The sequence below is a fragment of the Geomonas sp. RF6 genome (assembly GCF_021044625.1).
Taxonomy (GTDB): domain Bacteria; phylum Desulfobacterota; class Desulfuromonadia; order Geobacterales; family Geobacteraceae; genus RF6.
Genome location: NZ_CP087999.1, coordinates 4,082,005 through 4,097,248, shown reverse-complemented (window position 1 = coordinate 4,097,248; position 15,244 = coordinate 4,082,005). Strand labels below are relative to the sequence as shown.

Sequence of the window (15,244 nt, the reverse complement as noted above, 5' to 3'; positions counted from 1 at the left end):
GAGAACCGCACTCCGCGGGACAACGCGACTTTTTAGCACTTTGAAAAGCTAACACAAATAGTAAAGAGCGTCAAACTACATTTAAGGCGGCTCCCGCTGTTGATTCCGGGGCACCGTATGCTACTATTTCGCAAGTGAAATCATAGCGTTAGGGCCTCCGATGAACCTTAAGCTGAAAAAATCGCTACTTAAGCCAGAGGCCTATCCGGAGCCCACCACTTCCGTGCGTCTCATCGAGACCCACGTCTCCCTCCTCTTCGTTACCGACAGCTACGTCTACAAGGTAAAGAAGCCGGTGGATTTCGGCTTCATCAACTTCTCCACGGTGGACCGCCGCCGCTTCTACTGCGGCGAGGAGGTGCGCCTCAACCGTCGCCTCTCCCCCGACCTGTACCTCGGCGTGGAGGAGATCCGCGAGAGGAGCGGAGCGTTCTCCATCGGCGGCACCGGGCAGGTCGTCGACTACGCAGTGAAGATGAGGCGACTCCCGGAGGAGCGGATGCTGCACCGGCTCATCGACAACGGGGAGGCCGGCGAGGAGGAGCTTCGACTCGTCGCCGGGACGGTGGCGCGCTTCCATCTCGAGGCGCCGCGCGCGGGGGTGTCCCAGAGCTTCGGCACCGTCGCGGCGGTGCGGGAGAACTGGGAGGAGAACTTCCGGACGGTGGAGGGGATGCCCTGGATCAGCCGTGCCGACTTTGCCCTCATACGTGACTTCGTCTCCCGCTTCGCGAAAGAAAAGGCGCACCTCTTCGAGGAGCGCCTGCACGCGGGCTTCGTGCGGGAGTGCGACGGCGACCTGCACCTGGAGAACATCTGCCTGACGGACCGGGTGTACATCTTCGACTGCATAGAGTTCAGCGAGCGGCTGCGCATCTGCGACACCGCCGCCGACATCGCCTTTCTTCTCATGGACCTCGAGTATCACGACCGGGGAGACCTCTCCCCCCCCTTCCTGCAAACGTATCGGGAGATCACCGGCGACAGCGGGATGGACCCCCTTCTTGATTTCTACAAGAGCTACCGAGCCTTTGTGCGCGGGAAGGTGTCGGGGCTCCTTTTGCGGGAAAAGCTGGAGGAGCCCGAGCGGCTCCGTGTCGAGGGGCGCGCCCGGCGCTACTTCCGCCTCTCCCGCGGCTGCGCCCTGCGCGGCAAGCTCCCCCCTTCCCTCTTCCTCACCTGCGGGCTCACCGGGAGCGGGAAGAGCACGATCGCGCTCGAGCTCACAAGGCAGCTCGGCTGCGAGCTGTACCAGTCCGACCCTGTCCGAAAGCGCCAGGCGGGGATCCCGGCGGGGGTCCGCGCCGACGCCCCGCATGGCGAGGGGATCTACTCAGCCGATTTCGACCGCTCCGTCTATGACGAGCTGCTCGGCTTGGCAGCGGAAGCGCTCCGGCGCGGCAAAAGCGTGGTCGTCGACGCCACCTTCAGGCGCGCGGCGGACCGCTCCCGCTTCCGCGCGCTCGCCGGGGCAGCCGGGGTCCCCTGCCATATCCTGGAGGTGCGCTGCGACGAGGGGACGGTCAGGGAGCGACTTGAGCGCCGCCACGCCGACCCGCGCGCCCCCTCCGACGGCAGGTGGGAGATCTACCTCGCGCAGAAGGAGCGCTTCGAGCCCCCCCGGGATGAGGGGGAGATCCTCCTCGACGGGGCGCTGCCGCCGGAGGAGTGCGCCGACCGGGTCCTGCGCGCCGTGGGGGTGCTCACGTGAAACGCCTGAAGGAAATGGTGCTGAAGCGCCTCTGGCTGCGCGACACCTGGGTTATCGCCTTTCTCCTCGGTTTCCTCGTCCTTAACTACCCCTTCCTGGGGGTGTTCAACAAGCCCGCCCTGGTCATCGGCATACCACTTCTGTACCTCTACCTGCAGCTCGGGTGGCTTGCCTTTCTCTTCATGGCCTACTTCTTCAGCAGAGCGCAGGAGCGAAAGCACGATGACGAGAGGCGGACCTGATGCTCACCGTCGATCTCGTCTGGGGGATAGCCCTTCTATACCTCGCGCTCCTTTTCCTTGTCGCCTACCACGCCGACCAGATCCACCGCTCCGGTAGCAGCGTCACCGCAAACGCCACGATCTACTCCCTCTCCATCGCCGTCTATGCGACCTCCTGGACCTACTACGGCAGCGTCGGGAGCGCCGCCACGACCGGCGTCGCCTTCCTGGCTCTCTACCTCGGCCCCACCCTTGCCGCCTTCTCCTGGTGGTTTCTGCTGCGAAAGATCATCCGCGTCTCCAAGGAGAACAACATCACCTCCATCGCGGACTTCATCTCCTCACGCTACGGCAAATCGCAGCGGCTCGGCGCGCTGATAACGGTCGTGTCGCTGGTGGGGGTCATGCCGTACCTCGCCCTGCAGTTGCGCGCGGTCTCCACCTCCTTTGCCGTCATTACCGGCAGCCACACCTTTTACCTGTCGTTCCTGGAGCACTGCGACATCACCCACCCGGGTCTGACAGCGGCACTGATCCTCGGGATCTTCAGCACCATCTTCGGGGCGCGCCACCTCGACTCCACCGAGCGCCACGACGGACTCGTGGCCGCCATCGCACTCGAGTCGGTGGTGAAGCTCGTCTCCTTCCTCATCGTCGGGGCAACCGTCACCTACGGCATCTTCGGCGGCATGGGTGACATCTTCGGGCGCCTGCAGCGGGGGAATCCCGCCCTGCTAGCCGAGCTCTTCACCCTGGGCGGGAGCGGGACACGCTCCTACACCTCCGTCTTCACCTTCCTCATTCTCTCCATGAGTGCGGTCATGCTGATGCCGCGCCAGTTCCAGGTCATGGTGCTGGAAAACTCGGACGAGAGGCACGTCACGAAGGCTGCCTGGGCCTTTCCTGCCTACCTCTTTCTTTTCACACTCTTCGTCATGCCCCTGGCGTGCGCGGGGATACTCCTCACCGGAGGGGCAACGGGCGCCGAGTACTTCGTCCTCAACCTGCCGCTGATGGAGGAATACCCCTGGCTCGCGCTCCTCGTCTTTATGGGGGGATTCTCCGCATCCGCCGGGATGGTGATGGTGGAGTCGGTGGCGATTTCCACCATGGTGCTGAACCACGTGGTGATGCCTCTCGTTCTCCGCATGACCCCGGGGGGGTGGTTCCCGGTCCTCCTCATCAGCCTGAAGAGGGGGGGGATCTTCCTCGTGGTCCTCACAGGGTACCTCTACCAGATGGTCGTGCCGGCGGAGTACCCCCTGACGGAGATGGGGCTCGTCTCCTTCGTGGCGGTGACCCAGCTGGCGCCCGCCTTCTTCGGCGGCATGTACTGGCCCCGCGGCAGCAAGGGGGGCGCGCTCGCCGGGATCGCGGTCGGCTTCGCCGTGTGGTGCTATACCCTCCTCTTCCCGAGCCTTCTTCCCGCCGGTCCCTTCAGGGATACGCTCTTCTCCCCGGGGCCTGAAGGAATGGGGCTCCTCAATCCGCACGCCCTCTTCGGCCTCACCGGGCTCGATCCGATCAGCCACGCACTCTTCTGGAGCCTCTTCCTGAACCTCGCGGCGTACGTCTCCGTCTCCGTCATCGTCGGGCAGGAGGAGGGGGAAAGGGAGCAGCTCGGCAAGTTCGTGAAACTCGCCTCCCGGAAGGAGGACCACCCCCGCTGGGAGACGAAGCGCCTCTCCAAACCGGTGACGATCGTGCAGTTCGTGAACCTCATGGCGAAATTCATCGGCGAGCCCCAGGCGTACAGCGCCATCAGCGACTACCTCGGTGACCGGGAGATCGACAGCAAAGGGGGGGTGTCGGACTTCGAGCTCCCGAGCCTGAAGCGCTTCGTGGAGAAGACGCTCGCCGGCTCCCTCGGCGGTGCCGCGGCGGGGGCGGTGGTGGAGAGCTTCCTCTCCGACGTGGGATCGCGCCTGGAGCCGGTGTACGACATCTTCTCCACCGTGCGCACCTCCCGGGACGAGAGCAGGGAGGCGCTCTTCGTGAGGCTGCGCGCCTCGGAGATCATGAACCGCACGCTCGATCTCAACATCATAATGGAGGACCTGCTGACCCTCCTTTTGCGCGAGTTCAAGGTGGACCTGTGCGTCATCAGACTTGTCGACCGGGGAGGTGTGCTGAAGGTCGCCTGCGCCAAGGGTGAAGGTGGGGAGCGCATAAAGGTGGAGGACCGGCTCCCGGAGATCGAGAGCCACATAGGGGAGGCATTCCTCGGCCGCCGCACGGAGTTTTTCAACGACGCCGACTACGTCACAAAGCCTGCCTCCCGAAAGCTCGTGGCGGAGGAGGGTATCAGATCCTTTGCCCACATCCCCATCGCCAGCGAAGGGGCACCGGCGGTCGGCGTCCTCTCCGTCTACTCGCGCTCCATCGTCGGGCTCTTTACCGAGCAGTTCGTGGAGCTGCTGGAGAGCCTCGCCGGCCAGCTCGCCCAGGCGGTGCGTATCGTGGAGGAGCGGGAAGCGAGGGAGCAGGAACGCCGCCAGAAGGAGGCGGCGCAGCTGGAGCACGCGAAGGTCGTGCGCGACCTGGAGCTCGCAAAGCAGATCCAGCTATCCCTCCTGCCCGACAGCCCGCCGGAGGTGAAGGGGGTGGCGCTCGCAGCCCGCTGCATCCCCGCCACCCACGTCGGCGGCGACTACTACGATTTTTTCCAGCGCGGCAACGGCCTTGTAGACCTCGTCATGGCGGACGTATCAGGGCACAGCGTCGGCGCCGCCCTCATCATGGTGGAAACCCGCTCCGTGCTGCGCGCCCAGATGCAGCGCACCATCACCACGGGCGAGGCGCTGAACGTCTTAAACGAGCTCCTCTTTGATGATCTCTCCCGGGCCGAGCTCTTCATCACCATGTTCTGCGGCAAGTACGATGCCGAGACGCGCACCCTGAGCTACTCCAACGCAGGGCACACCCCTCCCCTTCTCTTCAGGGGAGAGAGGTGGGAGGAGCTCGACGCCGAAGGGCTCATCCTCGGGGTGAACCACGACGTCCTCTTCGAGGAGCGCCAGGTCCGCCTCGAAGCGGGGGACCTTCTCTTCGTGTACACCGACGGGATCATCGAGGCGCAGGACGCTGCCGGCGATCTCTTCGGAATCGACAGGCTCTGCTCGACACTGGTGGCGATGCTGGAGGAGAGGGACCCCGAGCGGATCGTGGAAGGGGTCCTTCAGACGGTGCGGGGCTTCACCGGGAGCTCGGCTTTACAGGATGATGTTTCCATGGTAGTCATGAAGGTGCTTTAAACCCGGGAAAGGCCGAGGGGCAGGCTCTTGCTAAAGCAGGCGCAGTAATGCACAATACAGCTAGGAATTGGGACCTTTACGGAGGAGGGGGCCATGAATCTGCACACCGAAATGCGCAACGAGATAGAGATCATCTACGTGAAGGAAGAGCGCCTCGATGCCCACAACTCCGGGGAGCTGAAGGTGGTGGTGCAAAAGCTCTTCGAAGAGGGAAAGAAGAACGTCCTCATCGACCTGAAGGAGGTGCGTTTCATAGACAGCTCCGGGCTCGGCGCGCTCGTCTCCGGCTTCAAGAACGCCATCTCCCACCAGGGAAACCTGAAGCTCTCCTCACTGCAGACCCAAGTCAAATCGATGTTCGAGCTCACCCGCTTGCACCGGGTTTTCGAGATCTTTCCATCCAGCGCGGAGGCGATTGACAATTTTCAATAGGAACGCGTTTCAGCGAGGCGCATGATGGAAGGAAATCCCGTCGAGGTGGAGATAAAGGTTCCCAACAAGACCAGATACCTGAGTCTTATCGGGCGCATAGGCGAGGACATCGCCAAAGAGCTCGACAGGTATCAGGGGGACCGGGAGACCCTGGCCTACCACCTGAACCTGGTGCTCACCGAGGCGATGGTGAACGCCATAAAGCATGCAGGCCCGGCGGAGCCGGAGCGGATGGTGCGGATCGTGATACACATCAGGTCCGACGAGATCACCATCAGCGTCTACGACGACGGCCAGGGCTTCGATATCAACTCCATCCCCCCACCCAACTTTGAGGAACTGGAAGACCGCGGCCGCGGCATCTTCCTGATCCGCTCCCTCATGGACACCGTCTGCTACCGCAAAAAGTCCACCGAAAATATCCTGGAGATGAAAAAGAAGCTGGTGTGACCTCTAGCCGCGCCTGAGCCGCTGGATCACCATCCCGCCGCCGATGAGGAACATCGGAAGGCTCAGGAGCTGCCCCATGGAGAGCCCCCCCATGAGGAAGCCGAGCTGCGCGTCCGGCTCCCGAAAGAACTCGAGGCAGAAGCGGAAAAGGCCGTACAGGCAGATGAAACCCCAGAACACGACACCGTCCTGGCGAACCTTCCGCGAGACCGCGAAGAGGATGACGAACATCAGCACCCCTTCCAGGAGCGCCTCGTAGAGCTGGGAAGGGTGGCGCGGCACCTCCCCCCCTCCCGGAAACACCATCCCCCACGGGACGTCGGTGACCCTGCCGTACAGCTCCCCGTTTATGAAATTTCCTATCCTGCCGAGCCCGAGGCCGATCGGGGCGGCGAGAAAGCCGAGGTCCGCCAGCGGATAGAACGGGAGCTTGTGCTTCCTGATGAAGTACACCCCGGCGACGGTGGCGCCGATCAACCCGCCGTGGAAGGACATCCCCCCTTCCCATACCGCAAAGAGCTTCGCGGGGTGCGCGAGGTAGTAGTCCAGGTTGTAAAAGAGGATGTATCCGAGACGCCCGCCGAGGACGATCCCGAGCGCGACGGTGAAGACGAGATCGGCCACACCTTCGGTATCGAGGGGGAGACCCTTTCGCTTCACCCCGGAGCGGATGATGAAGTAGGCGGCGAGAAAGGCGCAGATGTACATGAGGCCGTACCAGCGAAACTCCAGCGGCCCGAGCTTCAGGAATACCGGGTCGATGTGGGGGTAGGTCATGAGGTTCTCCTGAGGGTAAATTGGCAGGTAAACCTAGCAGCAAAAGGCAGAGGTGTCAATCGCCGCGCCGCCGGTGCATGGGACAGCGAAGCGTGGCGGTGGTCGGATGTTCCGGCGAAAGGCAAATCCCCCCTGTCCCCCCTTCGCAAAGGGGGGAACGTAGTAGCACTCGCCTCCTTTCAGGACACACAGACTTTGGTGCGCCGAATTACGGGAGGACCATAGAAAAAGGCCCGAGCGGTTGTCACCGTCCGGGCCTCTCGTACATCTCGCGGGGGATCTTTCTACTGGCGCAGATCGCCGGGGAGATCCGCCTTATCCGCCCGGGCGTTCAGCTGGTCCAGCTTCTTTTTCAGGTCCTGCACCCTGAACTCGGCGTGCTTCAGGGAATTCTGGATCGTGAGATACTCGGTGCGGGACATCCTGGAGGTATCGGAAATGCGGGCCCGCAGCTCCGCCTCGTCCTTCTCGGCAGCCTTCAGATCGGCATTGGCGCGTCCGAACTCCTCGCGCCAGACCTTCTCATCCTTCCCGCCGTACACCTTCTTTTCGGCGCGGGCCTCGGAGCCCTTTCCCTTTCCTTCGGCCCCCTTCCCCTTCGCCGGCTCCGTCTCTTCCGTGACCTGCGGCGCGCCGCTCTCTTCGCCGATGAGCTTCGCTTTCTTGCGATACTTCGGTGGGACCTTCCCGAGATCCTCCGTGAAGTTGACGGTGCCGCGCTCGTCGGTCCACTCATAGGTCTGGGCAATGAGCGGAAGGGCGTAGAGGAGGATTGCTGCAACAAGCCACTTTTTCATGTGCATCTCCTTCGATGACTCTAGACGACTCTAGACTGTGCGATCCTGCCGAAGGTGCTGCAACCTTTCCGGGGCTACCCCGGAGGCCAGGTCAGCCTGCGACCCGCAAGCAGGTGAAAATGGATGTGGAAAACGGACTGGCCGGCGCCGGCGTTCGTGTTGTTGACGATCCTGAAACCGTCTTCGGCGACGCCCCTCTCTTTCGCCAACTGCGCCGCAACGCGAAAGACCGAGCCGATGGCGGCGTCGTGCTCCCCCTGCAGATCGGGTGCGTTGGTGATGTGTTCTTTGGTAATGATGAGGAGGTGTATCGGGGCTACCGGATTGATGTCTTCGATGGCGAAGAGGTGCTCATCTTCGTACACTTTCTTTACCGGAATCTCGCCGCTGGCCATCTTGCAAAACAGGCAACTGCTCATCGTCCCTCCCCTTCATAACATCGGCATAAGGTACAGCCGGTTTAGCCGATTCATCAAAAAGCCGGAGATCGGTCTCCGGCGAAATATCCTTCAGGTTCGACCTTCCAGCGCAGCCATACTAGCATTTGCCGCCACAGGCGTCAAAGTTTTGTATCGCTATCTGCACACTTTTTTTGCAGGTGAATGAGAAACTCCTTGTTCCCCGCGGGACCGAGAATCGGCGACTCGCAGACTCCCAGTACCTCCAGACCGAGAGACGCGGCGAGGGCGGAGATATTTTCCACGACCTCCGCGTGCTTCTTCTGGTCGCGCACCACCCCCCCCTTCCCCACCTGTCCGCGCCCGACCTCGAACTGCGGCTTTATGAGGGCGACGATGACGGCGCCGGGGAGAACGAGGCGCAGGGTAGACGGGAGGACCTTGTCCAGCGATATGAAGGAGGCGTCGATGACCGCGATCTGCGCGAGCTCGGGGACCCCCGAGGGCTCCAGATGGCGGATGTTCGTCTTCTCCAGGTTCACCACCCGCGGATCCTCGCGCAGCTTCCAGGCGAGCTGGCCGTAGCCGACATCGACCGCTATGACCCGGCGGGCGCCGCGCTGCAGGAGGCAGTCGGTGAAGCCTCCGGTGGAGGCCCCGACATCGATGGCGGTGAGGTCCGTGACCTCTATGCCGAAGGTCGCCAGTGCGTGTGCCAGCTTCAGGCCGCCGCGGCTCACATAGGGGAGCGGTTCACCCTTCAGGCGGATCTCCGCCTCCAGCGGGACAAGGAGCCCAGCCTTATCTGCCAGGTGGTCGTTAACCACCACCTGCCCGGCCATGATGAGCGCCTTCGCCTTCTCCCGCGACGGCGCGAGCCCGCGGTCCAGCACCAGTTTGTCCAGTCTTTCCTTGCTCAATACGTCCTCTGCTGATTTAGCTCCCCCCCCTGCACGAGAGGGGAGAGCGCGTGCCAATCTCCGATAGCCTTATTTATATAATGCCGTGCAGCGGGCGGCCGGGGGCGCCGAGTTCATCGACGGTGCGCTCCACCTCGGGGTCGTCAATCAAAGGGGGCGCGTGGTGCGGCTTCACCCGGGCGTCTATCACCAGAGGTCCGCGGCACCCCCACTTCTTCCGCACGGTTGCCGCCCCAACCCCGTAGATGTCGGAAGCGGGATCGGACCGGGTGAAGGTGACCCACAGGAAGTTGTTGAGAGAAGCCGCAGTGAATCTGCTGTCGTCGACCACCACGAGGAGCGGGATGGAATCCAGCCCCGCCACCCCTTCCAACGAGCGGCACAGCCTTTCCATATCCGCGTCGCCATCCCCCGTGGCACTTCCACATAGAGGCCCCTGCACGGCGACGACCCCGGGGAGGCACAGATGCGGCGCGGTGAATCCGTCCGGGAGGCGGAAGTCCGCCGGCAGCTCCGTGGCGAGGGTGCGCCTCTTCTCTCCCACAGCGGCGAAGACGACCTTCGAGCCGCTGTTGAGGGCGCCCCCGGTGTAGTCGAGGGTATCCATCGTGGTCGCGGTCTGAAAGTGCAGGTCGCGCGTGAGATCGATCCGCTCCAGCACGTGCCGGAGGAAGGAGGCGATGTCGTGCACGTCGAGATGCGGATCATCCTCGTGGCACGATATCATCAGGTACTTTGCCAGGGAAAGCTGCCCCTGCCCGAGAATGGCGTTGGCGATGGTGAGAAGCTCCTGCGGGGTGTTCCGCTCGGCGTACGGCACGTACCGCTCGCTCCCTATCGCCAGCAGGAGCGGATGGACCCCTGCCGCATCGACCGCGTGCACCGCTTTTACCCCTGGAATGACGCTGGGGATGAGGGGCCCGGTGAGCTCGTGAATGAAGGCTCCGAAGGAGGTGTCCTCCTGCGGGGGGCGCCCCACCGTGGTGAAGGGCCAGATCGCCCCGGGGCGGTGATAGACCGCCTCCACCTTCAGGACCGGGAAGTCGTGGCACAGGCTGTAATAGCCCAAGTGGTCCCCGAACGGCCCCTCCGGGAGGGTGCGCCGCGGATCGATGCTCCCGACGATGCAGAAGTCGGCCTCCGCGGGAAGAGGGAGGTGCCCGGGAAGATCCACCATGTCGATGCGATGGCCGGCGAGCAGGCCGGCGAAGGAAAGCTCCGGCATCCCTTCCGGGAGGGGCATGACGGCGGCGACCGTCATCGACGGCGCGCCCCCCACGAAGACATTGACGCGGAACGGCACCCCCTCCTCCAGTGCCTCGGCGTGGTGAAAGCCGATGCCGCGGTGGATCTGGTAGTGCACGCCGGCTTCGTTCGCCGCGTAGCTGTTGCCGGAGATCTGCACCCGGTACATCCCGAGGTTGGAGTGGCGCACGCCGGGTCGACGGACGCTTTCCGAGTAGACCTGGGGCAAAGTGACGAAGGCGCCGCCGTCCATCGGCCACGACTTCAGCTGCGGCAGACGGTCAAGGGAGATGCGGTGCGCCAGCGCCGCCCCGCGGGAGACCTTTCGCGGAAGGAGGTGCAGCGCTGCGGGAACGACGCTGAGAAGGGCCTGCGGCTCCTTCAGGAGGGTGCGCGGGTCGAGCTTCAGCTGGACGAGACGCTCCACCGCATGGAGGGTGTCGCGGAAGATGTAGCGGGTGCGGTCGAGCGTCCCGAAGAGGTTTCCGAGCATCGGGAAGGGGCACCCCTTCACCCGGGTGAAGAGGAGAGCCGGGCCCCCCGCCTGGTAGACCCGCCGCTGTACCGCACCGATCTCCAGATCGGGGGAAAGCTCCTCATCTATCCTGATCAGCGCCCCGGTCCGTTCCAGGTTCGCCACACACGACTGCAGATTACGATACCCCAACAGCCCCTCCACTACTGCGATTTGACAAAGCTTCCCACTATTAATGCAGCGTCGTGGTCAAGTCAACAGAAACATGCCCGCTTCGGGAGGACCAATCCGGGAATTCGGACCAGCGCGATCTGCCAGAGCTAAGTCGTGGGCAGTGCGTCCCTCCCCTTTCAAGGGGGAGGACAGGAGGGGGATGGGGTTCGCCCCCCGCCACCACTGTTGTACCCCATCCCCACCCTATCCCTCCCCTTGAAAGGGAGGGGACGCCCGGGCTCCTGCTCCACTAAAGAACGGCGCCATGACTCGCTCCTCCGGACTCCGAAGGAAACATAAAAAGAGGGGGAAGCACCAATGGCGCCTCCCCCTCTTGTGACATCCGCAAAAAGTCAGCGGCTATTTCTGCTGCAGGAACTCCCTGCCGAACGGCGACATCTCGCGCAGCCGCTTGATGATCGGCGGCAGCTCCCTGATCACGGTATCGATCTCGCCGTCGGTGGTGAAACGGGAGAGGGAGAAACGGATCGAGCCGTGCGCGCAGGTGAAGGGAACACCCATGGCGCGCAGGACGTGGGACGGTTCGAGCGAGCCGGAGGTGCAGGCGCTACCGGAGGAGGCGCAGATGCCCTTCTCGGAGAGAAGGAGAAGGATCCCCTCCCCTTCCACGAATTCCATGGCGATGGAGAGGGTGTTCGGAAGACGCTCGGCTTCGCCGCCGTTGATCCTCGTGTTCGGGATAAGGGAGGTGAGCTCCGCCTGGAGCCTGTCGCGCAGGGCGCGCACCCTTGTCGTCTCCTCTTCCATGTACACATGAGCGAGTTCGCACGCCTTCCCCATGGCGATGATCGACGCGGTGTTCTCGGTACCGGCCCGGCGACCGCGCTCCTGGTGCCCGCCGACCAGCATCGGGCGAAACGGGGTGCCACGCCGCACGTACAGAACCCCTACCCCCTTCGGCGCATGGAGCTTGTGTCCGGAGAGGGAAAGGAAGTCGATGGAGCTCTCGGCGAGGTTGATAGGTATCTTCCCTACCGCCTGAACGGCGTCGGTGTGGAAGAGCGCGCCCTTCTCCTTCGCCAAGGCAGCCGCCTCTTCGACTGGGAAGATGACGCCGGTCTCGTTGTTGGCCCACATGAGGGTCACGAGCGCAGTGTCGTTGTCGAGCGCCCGCTCCAGCTCCCCCATGTCGAGGCGCCCCTCGCCGTCGACGTTCAGCTCGGTCACCCGGTAGCCGCGCTTGCTCAGGTTGCGGCACTGGGTGAGGACCGCGGGGTGCTCGACGCGGCTGGTGATGATGTGCTTCTTCTCGGGAAAGACCTCCAGCGCGGAGCGGATGGCCGTGTTGTCGCTCTCGGTGCCGCAGGCATTGAAGATGATCTCGTCCGGATGTGCTCCGAGGAGCCCAGCAACACGGCTGCGCGCCTCGTCGACCTTTTTCTGCACCTGGCCGCCAAAGAAGTGCATGGAGCTCGGGTTGCCGTAGAGCTCGCAGAAGTAGGGGCGCATCTCCTCGAAAACCCGCTCGTCCACCTTGGTGGTGGCGTTGTTGTCCAGGTAGATCTCTTTCATCCCTGAACCTCCTGGACGACAATGTCAGGAGATACCATCTCGCGCAGCTTCTGCTCCACGAATTTCGCGGTGTAACCGGAGGAGGCGCAGCCGGCGCACGCCTTGCGGAATGCGACCTGGACGACGGCGCCGTCGATGTCGATCAGTTCGAGATCACCACCGTCGGCCCAAAGCTGCGGACGGACCTCGTTTTCGAGCGTCTCCTGGATGAGCTGCATCTTGCGCAGGTTGGTAAGCTTCGCGGCCGGCTTCGCTTCGGTTTTCTTCTGCTCGCCGGTTACCTCAGCGATGAGCTCCTTGATCTTCGGGATGCACCCGCCGCAGGCGCCCCCCGCCTTGGTGAAGTGGGTCACCTGCTCGGCGGTGTGCAGCTTGTTGGAGGCGATGACCTTCTTCAGGAAGACATCGGTAAGACCGAAGCACTTGCAGACGATCTCCCCCTCGCTCTCCACGTGGTCGTGGCCGTGCTTCGGCACGTCGACGCCGCGATACTTGGCGATCGCCACCTCGAGAGCCTCCTGACCCATGACGGAGCAGTGCATCTTTTCTTCCGGGAGCCCCCCCAGGAAATCGGCGATCTCCTGGTTCGTCACCGCAAGCGCCTCGTCGAGGGTCTTCCCTTTCACCATTTCCGTGAGGGCGGAGGAGGAAGCGATGGCGCTGCCGCAGCCAAAGGTCTGGAACTTGGCGTCGACGATCTTTTCCTTCTTCTCATCCAGCTTCAAAAAGAGTTTCAGTGCGTCGCCGCAGGCGAGACTTCCGACCTCACCAACAGCATCTGCATCAGGTATTTCACCCACGTTCCTCGGGTTGAGGAAGTGTTCTTTGACCTTATCGGTATAGTCCCACATAGACCCTCCTCGTTTTAATGATGAGCAATCATAACGTAAAGCTCACAAAAAGAGCAACCCCCAAAACTCCGCGATTGCGTCAAGGACGGCAGCAACTTCGGTATACACCTCTGCAGGACATGCGTATGAAATCGATGTTTGACGCGATGAACCAGAAAGGGGCGAAGTCGTGGTTACGAGGGGCAGAGTCGGGGTATTGAGACGTCGGCCCTGTGCCTGCCGAAGCGCTTCACTTTCTCCTCACGGAAGAAGCCGGAGCTTCGACAGGCTCAGGACGAACAAAGGGTGGAAAGTTCTAGCCGTTCCCGAGGATGAACTCGCGCCCGGCGGCGACAAGCGCCTGCAGACGCTCGTCGGACGACGCCTCGCAGTAGAGGCGCACCACCGGCTCGGTACCGGACTTCCTGAAGAGGAGCCAGCTGCCGTCCTCGAGGATGAACTTGTTGCCGTCGATGGTGACGAGCTCCTGCACCTTCATGCCGGCAAAGCTCTCCGGCGTCGCCGCGATCCGCTCCGGGAAGGCCGCCTCCAGCTCGGGGGAGAGGACGATGTTGACCCGGCGCGTCAGGTAGCGGCCAACCTTCTCGTACAGGCGCTCCAGAAGCGCCTTCACACCGATCCCTTCGTGCGCCACCATCTCCGCCACGAGGAGGCAGGCGAGTATCCCGTCCTTTTCGGGGACATGTCCCTTGATGCTCAGCCCGGCGCTTTCCTCACCGCCGATGATGATCCTGTCCTGGCTTATGAGCTCTCCGACATACTTGAAGCCGACCGGCGTCTCGAAGACCTCCACACCGTGGCTCTTCGCCACCGCGTCAATGAGGTGGGAGGTGGCGACGCTGCGGGCAACGCCCCCTTTAAGACCGCGCACCCGGACGAGGTAATCGAGAAGGAGGGCGATGATGTAGTTCGGCTCGATGAAGCTGCCGTCGGCGTCGATGATGCCGAAGCGGTCCGCGTCCCCGTCCGTGGCGATGCCGAGCTCGATGGAGGGATCGTTCTTTACCAGGGTGATGAAGTCCTGGATGTACTTCTCCGACGGCTCGGGGGGGAACCCGCCGAAGTAGGGGTCGCGCCTGTCGTTTATCTGCACCACCTTCACGCCGTGGTCCCGCAGCGGCTCCGCGAGGTACCCGCGGGCGGTCCCGTACAGCGGATTTACCGCCACCGACTTCAGCTTCGCAATCTTTGCGAAATCGACCTTCGTGGAGAGATCCTTCAGATACTCCCCCATCGGGTCGATCTCCACGAGGAGCCCCTTCTGCAGCGCCTCGTCGAGGGGGCACTCGCTATAGCACACCTCCCCCATCATCTCGTTCGCGCGCCGCTCGATGTCCTTCGTGGTCTGGGGGAGCGCCGGCCCCCCCCAGGAGGGGGAGAACTTGATGCCGTTGTACTCGGGGGGGTTGTGGCTGGCGGTGAAGTTTATGGCGCCGGCCGCACTGCGCCGGAGGATCTCGAAGGAGATCACCGGCGTCGGGGTGTCGCGGGTGAGGAGAAAGGTCTTCACGCCGGCGCCGGTCAGAACCCGCGCAGCCTGACGGGCGAACTGCTCCCCCATGAAACGGGAATCATACCCCACGATGATCCCTTTCTCCGCCTCGCCGCTCGCCTTCACGTTATCTGCAATGGCCTGGGTGACCACTTTCACGTTCTCGAAAATGAAGTCCTCACAGATGATGCCGCGCCAGCCGGAAGTGCCGAAGGTAATACGCTGCATGATAGCCTCCTTATTAGAAATACAGCCGTCTCCCGCAGTGGAAATTGTCGCTCGATAACTGTAGACGCGCGCCAGAAGCGGCGGGAGCAGGCAGGATAAAGAACTGCTAAAGGTTAAAGCATACGTTTTGCCGAGTCAAGGAGAAGGGGAAAAAAGTGGCTTTTCGGTGAACTTTTTGGTGTTGACATTTTTCTTTTAAAATTGTTAGAGTAACCGAGGTTTAAGCAACTACGCGGATTTATACAGG

At 62.9% G+C, this 15,244-nt stretch carries 13 protein-coding genes; 5 read left to right on the top strand and 8 right to left on the bottom strand.

Going from position 1 to position 15,244, the window contains the following annotated elements; genetic code table 11:
* The first annotated feature begins 160 nt into the window (after positions 1 to 160).
* The 5 genes from LPW11_RS17505 to LPW11_RS17485 all read left to right on the top strand — a co-directional run bounded on the left by LPW11_RS17505 (position 161) and on the right by LPW11_RS17485 (position 6,068).
* Positions 161 to 1,711 (top strand): bifunctional aminoglycoside phosphotransferase/ATP-binding protein, encoded by a 1,551-nt coding sequence (locus LPW11_RS17505; protein WP_230995163.1) that lies wholly within the window; start codon positions 161 to 163, stop codon positions 1,709 to 1,711.
* Positions 1,708 to 1,953 (top strand): hypothetical protein, encoded by a 246-nt coding sequence (locus LPW11_RS17500; RefSeq protein WP_230995162.1) that lies wholly within the window; start codon positions 1,708 to 1,710, stop codon positions 1,951 to 1,953. The genes LPW11_RS17505 and LPW11_RS17500 overlap by 4 nt, the downstream gene beginning before the upstream one ends.
* Complete coding sequence (locus LPW11_RS17495; RefSeq protein WP_230995161.1) at positions 1,953 to 5,186, top strand: SpoIIE family protein phosphatase; 3,234 nt, start codon at positions 1,953 to 1,955, stop codon at positions 5,184 to 5,186. The genes LPW11_RS17500 and LPW11_RS17495 overlap by 1 nt, the downstream gene beginning before the upstream one ends.
* Before the next feature lie 93 nt (positions 5,187 to 5,279).
* Positions 5,280 to 5,618, top strand: a complete 339-nt coding sequence (locus tag LPW11_RS17490; protein WP_230995160.1) for an STAS domain-containing protein — start codon at positions 5,280 to 5,282, stop codon at positions 5,616 to 5,618.
* A gap of 24 nt (positions 5,619 to 5,642) precedes the next feature.
* Positions 5,643 to 6,068 carry an ATP-binding protein gene (locus tag LPW11_RS17485; RefSeq protein WP_230995159.1) on the top strand — a complete coding sequence of 142 codons (426 nt, stop codon included), beginning with the start codon at positions 5,643 to 5,645 and terminating at the stop codon, positions 6,066 to 6,068.
* 3 nt (positions 6,069 to 6,071) lie between these two features.
* Here LPW11_RS17485 and lgt read toward each other — a convergent pair whose 3' ends face one another.
* The 8 genes from lgt to LPW11_RS17445 form a co-directional block, all read right to left on the bottom strand.
* A complete protein-coding gene (lgt, locus tag LPW11_RS17480; RefSeq protein ID WP_230995158.1) occupies positions 6,072 to 6,845 on the bottom strand; it encodes a prolipoprotein diacylglyceryl transferase in 774 nt (257 codons plus the stop codon).
* A 284-nt stretch (positions 6,846 to 7,129) separates the two neighbouring features.
* Positions 7,130 to 7,642 carry a DUF4124 domain-containing protein gene (locus LPW11_RS17475; protein WP_230995157.1) on the bottom strand — a complete coding sequence of 171 codons (513 nt, stop codon included), beginning with the start codon at positions 7,640 to 7,642 and terminating at the stop codon, positions 7,130 to 7,132.
* A 74-nt stretch (positions 7,643 to 7,716) separates the two neighbouring features.
* Entirely contained in the window at positions 7,717 to 8,061 is a 345-nt protein-coding gene (locus LPW11_RS17470) for a histidine triad nucleotide-binding protein (protein WP_230995156.1), read from the bottom strand.
* Positions 8,062 to 8,201: 140 nt separating this feature from the next.
* On the bottom strand, positions 8,202 to 8,960 hold the full coding sequence (locus tag LPW11_RS17465) for a TlyA family RNA methyltransferase (RefSeq protein WP_230995155.1): 759 nt from the start codon (positions 8,958 to 8,960) through the stop codon (positions 8,202 to 8,204).
* Between the two features lie 73 nt (positions 8,961 to 9,033).
* Positions 9,034 to 10,872: a UbiD family decarboxylase gene (locus LPW11_RS17460; protein WP_230995154.1), complete on the bottom strand. Its 1,839-nt coding sequence runs from the start codon at positions 10,870 to 10,872 to the stop codon at positions 9,034 to 9,036.
* Positions 10,873 to 11,253: 381 nt separating this feature from the next.
* On the bottom strand, positions 11,254 to 12,426 hold the full coding sequence (gene nifS, locus LPW11_RS17455) for a cysteine desulfurase NifS (RefSeq protein ID WP_230995153.1): 1,173 nt from the start codon (positions 12,424 to 12,426) through the stop codon (positions 11,254 to 11,256).
* Complete coding sequence (gene nifU / locus LPW11_RS17450) at positions 12,423 to 13,277, bottom strand: Fe-S cluster assembly protein NifU (protein WP_230995152.1); 855 nt, start codon at positions 13,275 to 13,277, stop codon at positions 12,423 to 12,425. Before nifU ends, nifS begins: the two co-directional genes overlap by 4 nt.
* 295 nt (positions 13,278 to 13,572) lie before the next feature.
* On the bottom strand, positions 13,573 to 14,997 hold the full coding sequence (locus LPW11_RS17445; protein WP_230995151.1) for a phosphoglucomutase/phosphomannomutase family protein: 1,425 nt from the start codon (positions 14,995 to 14,997) through the stop codon (positions 13,573 to 13,575).
* Positions 14,998 to 15,244: the final 247 nt, after the last annotated feature.

Bases quoted from the DNA above. Each gene is read 5' to 3' on its own strand.
- LPW11_RS17495 (WP_230995161.1), top strand. From the start codon at position 1,953: ATGCTCACCGTCGATCTCGTCTGGGGGATAGCCCTTCTATACCTCGCG.
- LPW11_RS17505 (WP_230995163.1), top strand. From the start codon at position 161: ATGAACCTTAAGCTGAAAAAATCGCTACTTAAGCCAGAGGCCTATCCG.
- LPW11_RS17475 (WP_230995157.1), bottom strand. From the start codon at position 7,642: ATGAAAAAGTGGCTTGTTGCAGCAATCCTCCTCTACGCCCTTCCGCTC.
- LPW11_RS17470 (WP_230995156.1), bottom strand. From the start codon at position 8,061: ATGAGCAGTTGCCTGTTTTGCAAGATGGCCAGCGGCGAGATTCCGGTA.
- nifS (WP_230995153.1), bottom strand. From the start codon at position 12,426: ATGAAAGAGATCTACCTGGACAACAACGCCACCACCAAGGTGGACGAG.
- nifU (WP_230995152.1), bottom strand. From the start codon at position 13,277: ATGTGGGACTATACCGATAAGGTCAAAGAACACTTCCTCAACCCGAGG.
- LPW11_RS17485 (WP_230995159.1), top strand. From the start codon at position 5,643: ATGGAAGGAAATCCCGTCGAGGTGGAGATAAAGGTTCCCAACAAGACC.
- lgt (WP_230995158.1), bottom strand. From the start codon at position 6,845: ATGACCTACCCCCACATCGACCCGGTATTCCTGAAGCTCGGGCCGCTG.
- LPW11_RS17490 (WP_230995160.1), top strand. From the start codon at position 5,280: ATGAATCTGCACACCGAAATGCGCAACGAGATAGAGATCATCTACGTG.
- LPW11_RS17445 (WP_230995151.1), bottom strand. From the start codon at position 14,997: ATGCAGCGTATTACCTTCGGCACTTCCGGCTGGCGCGGCATCATCTGT.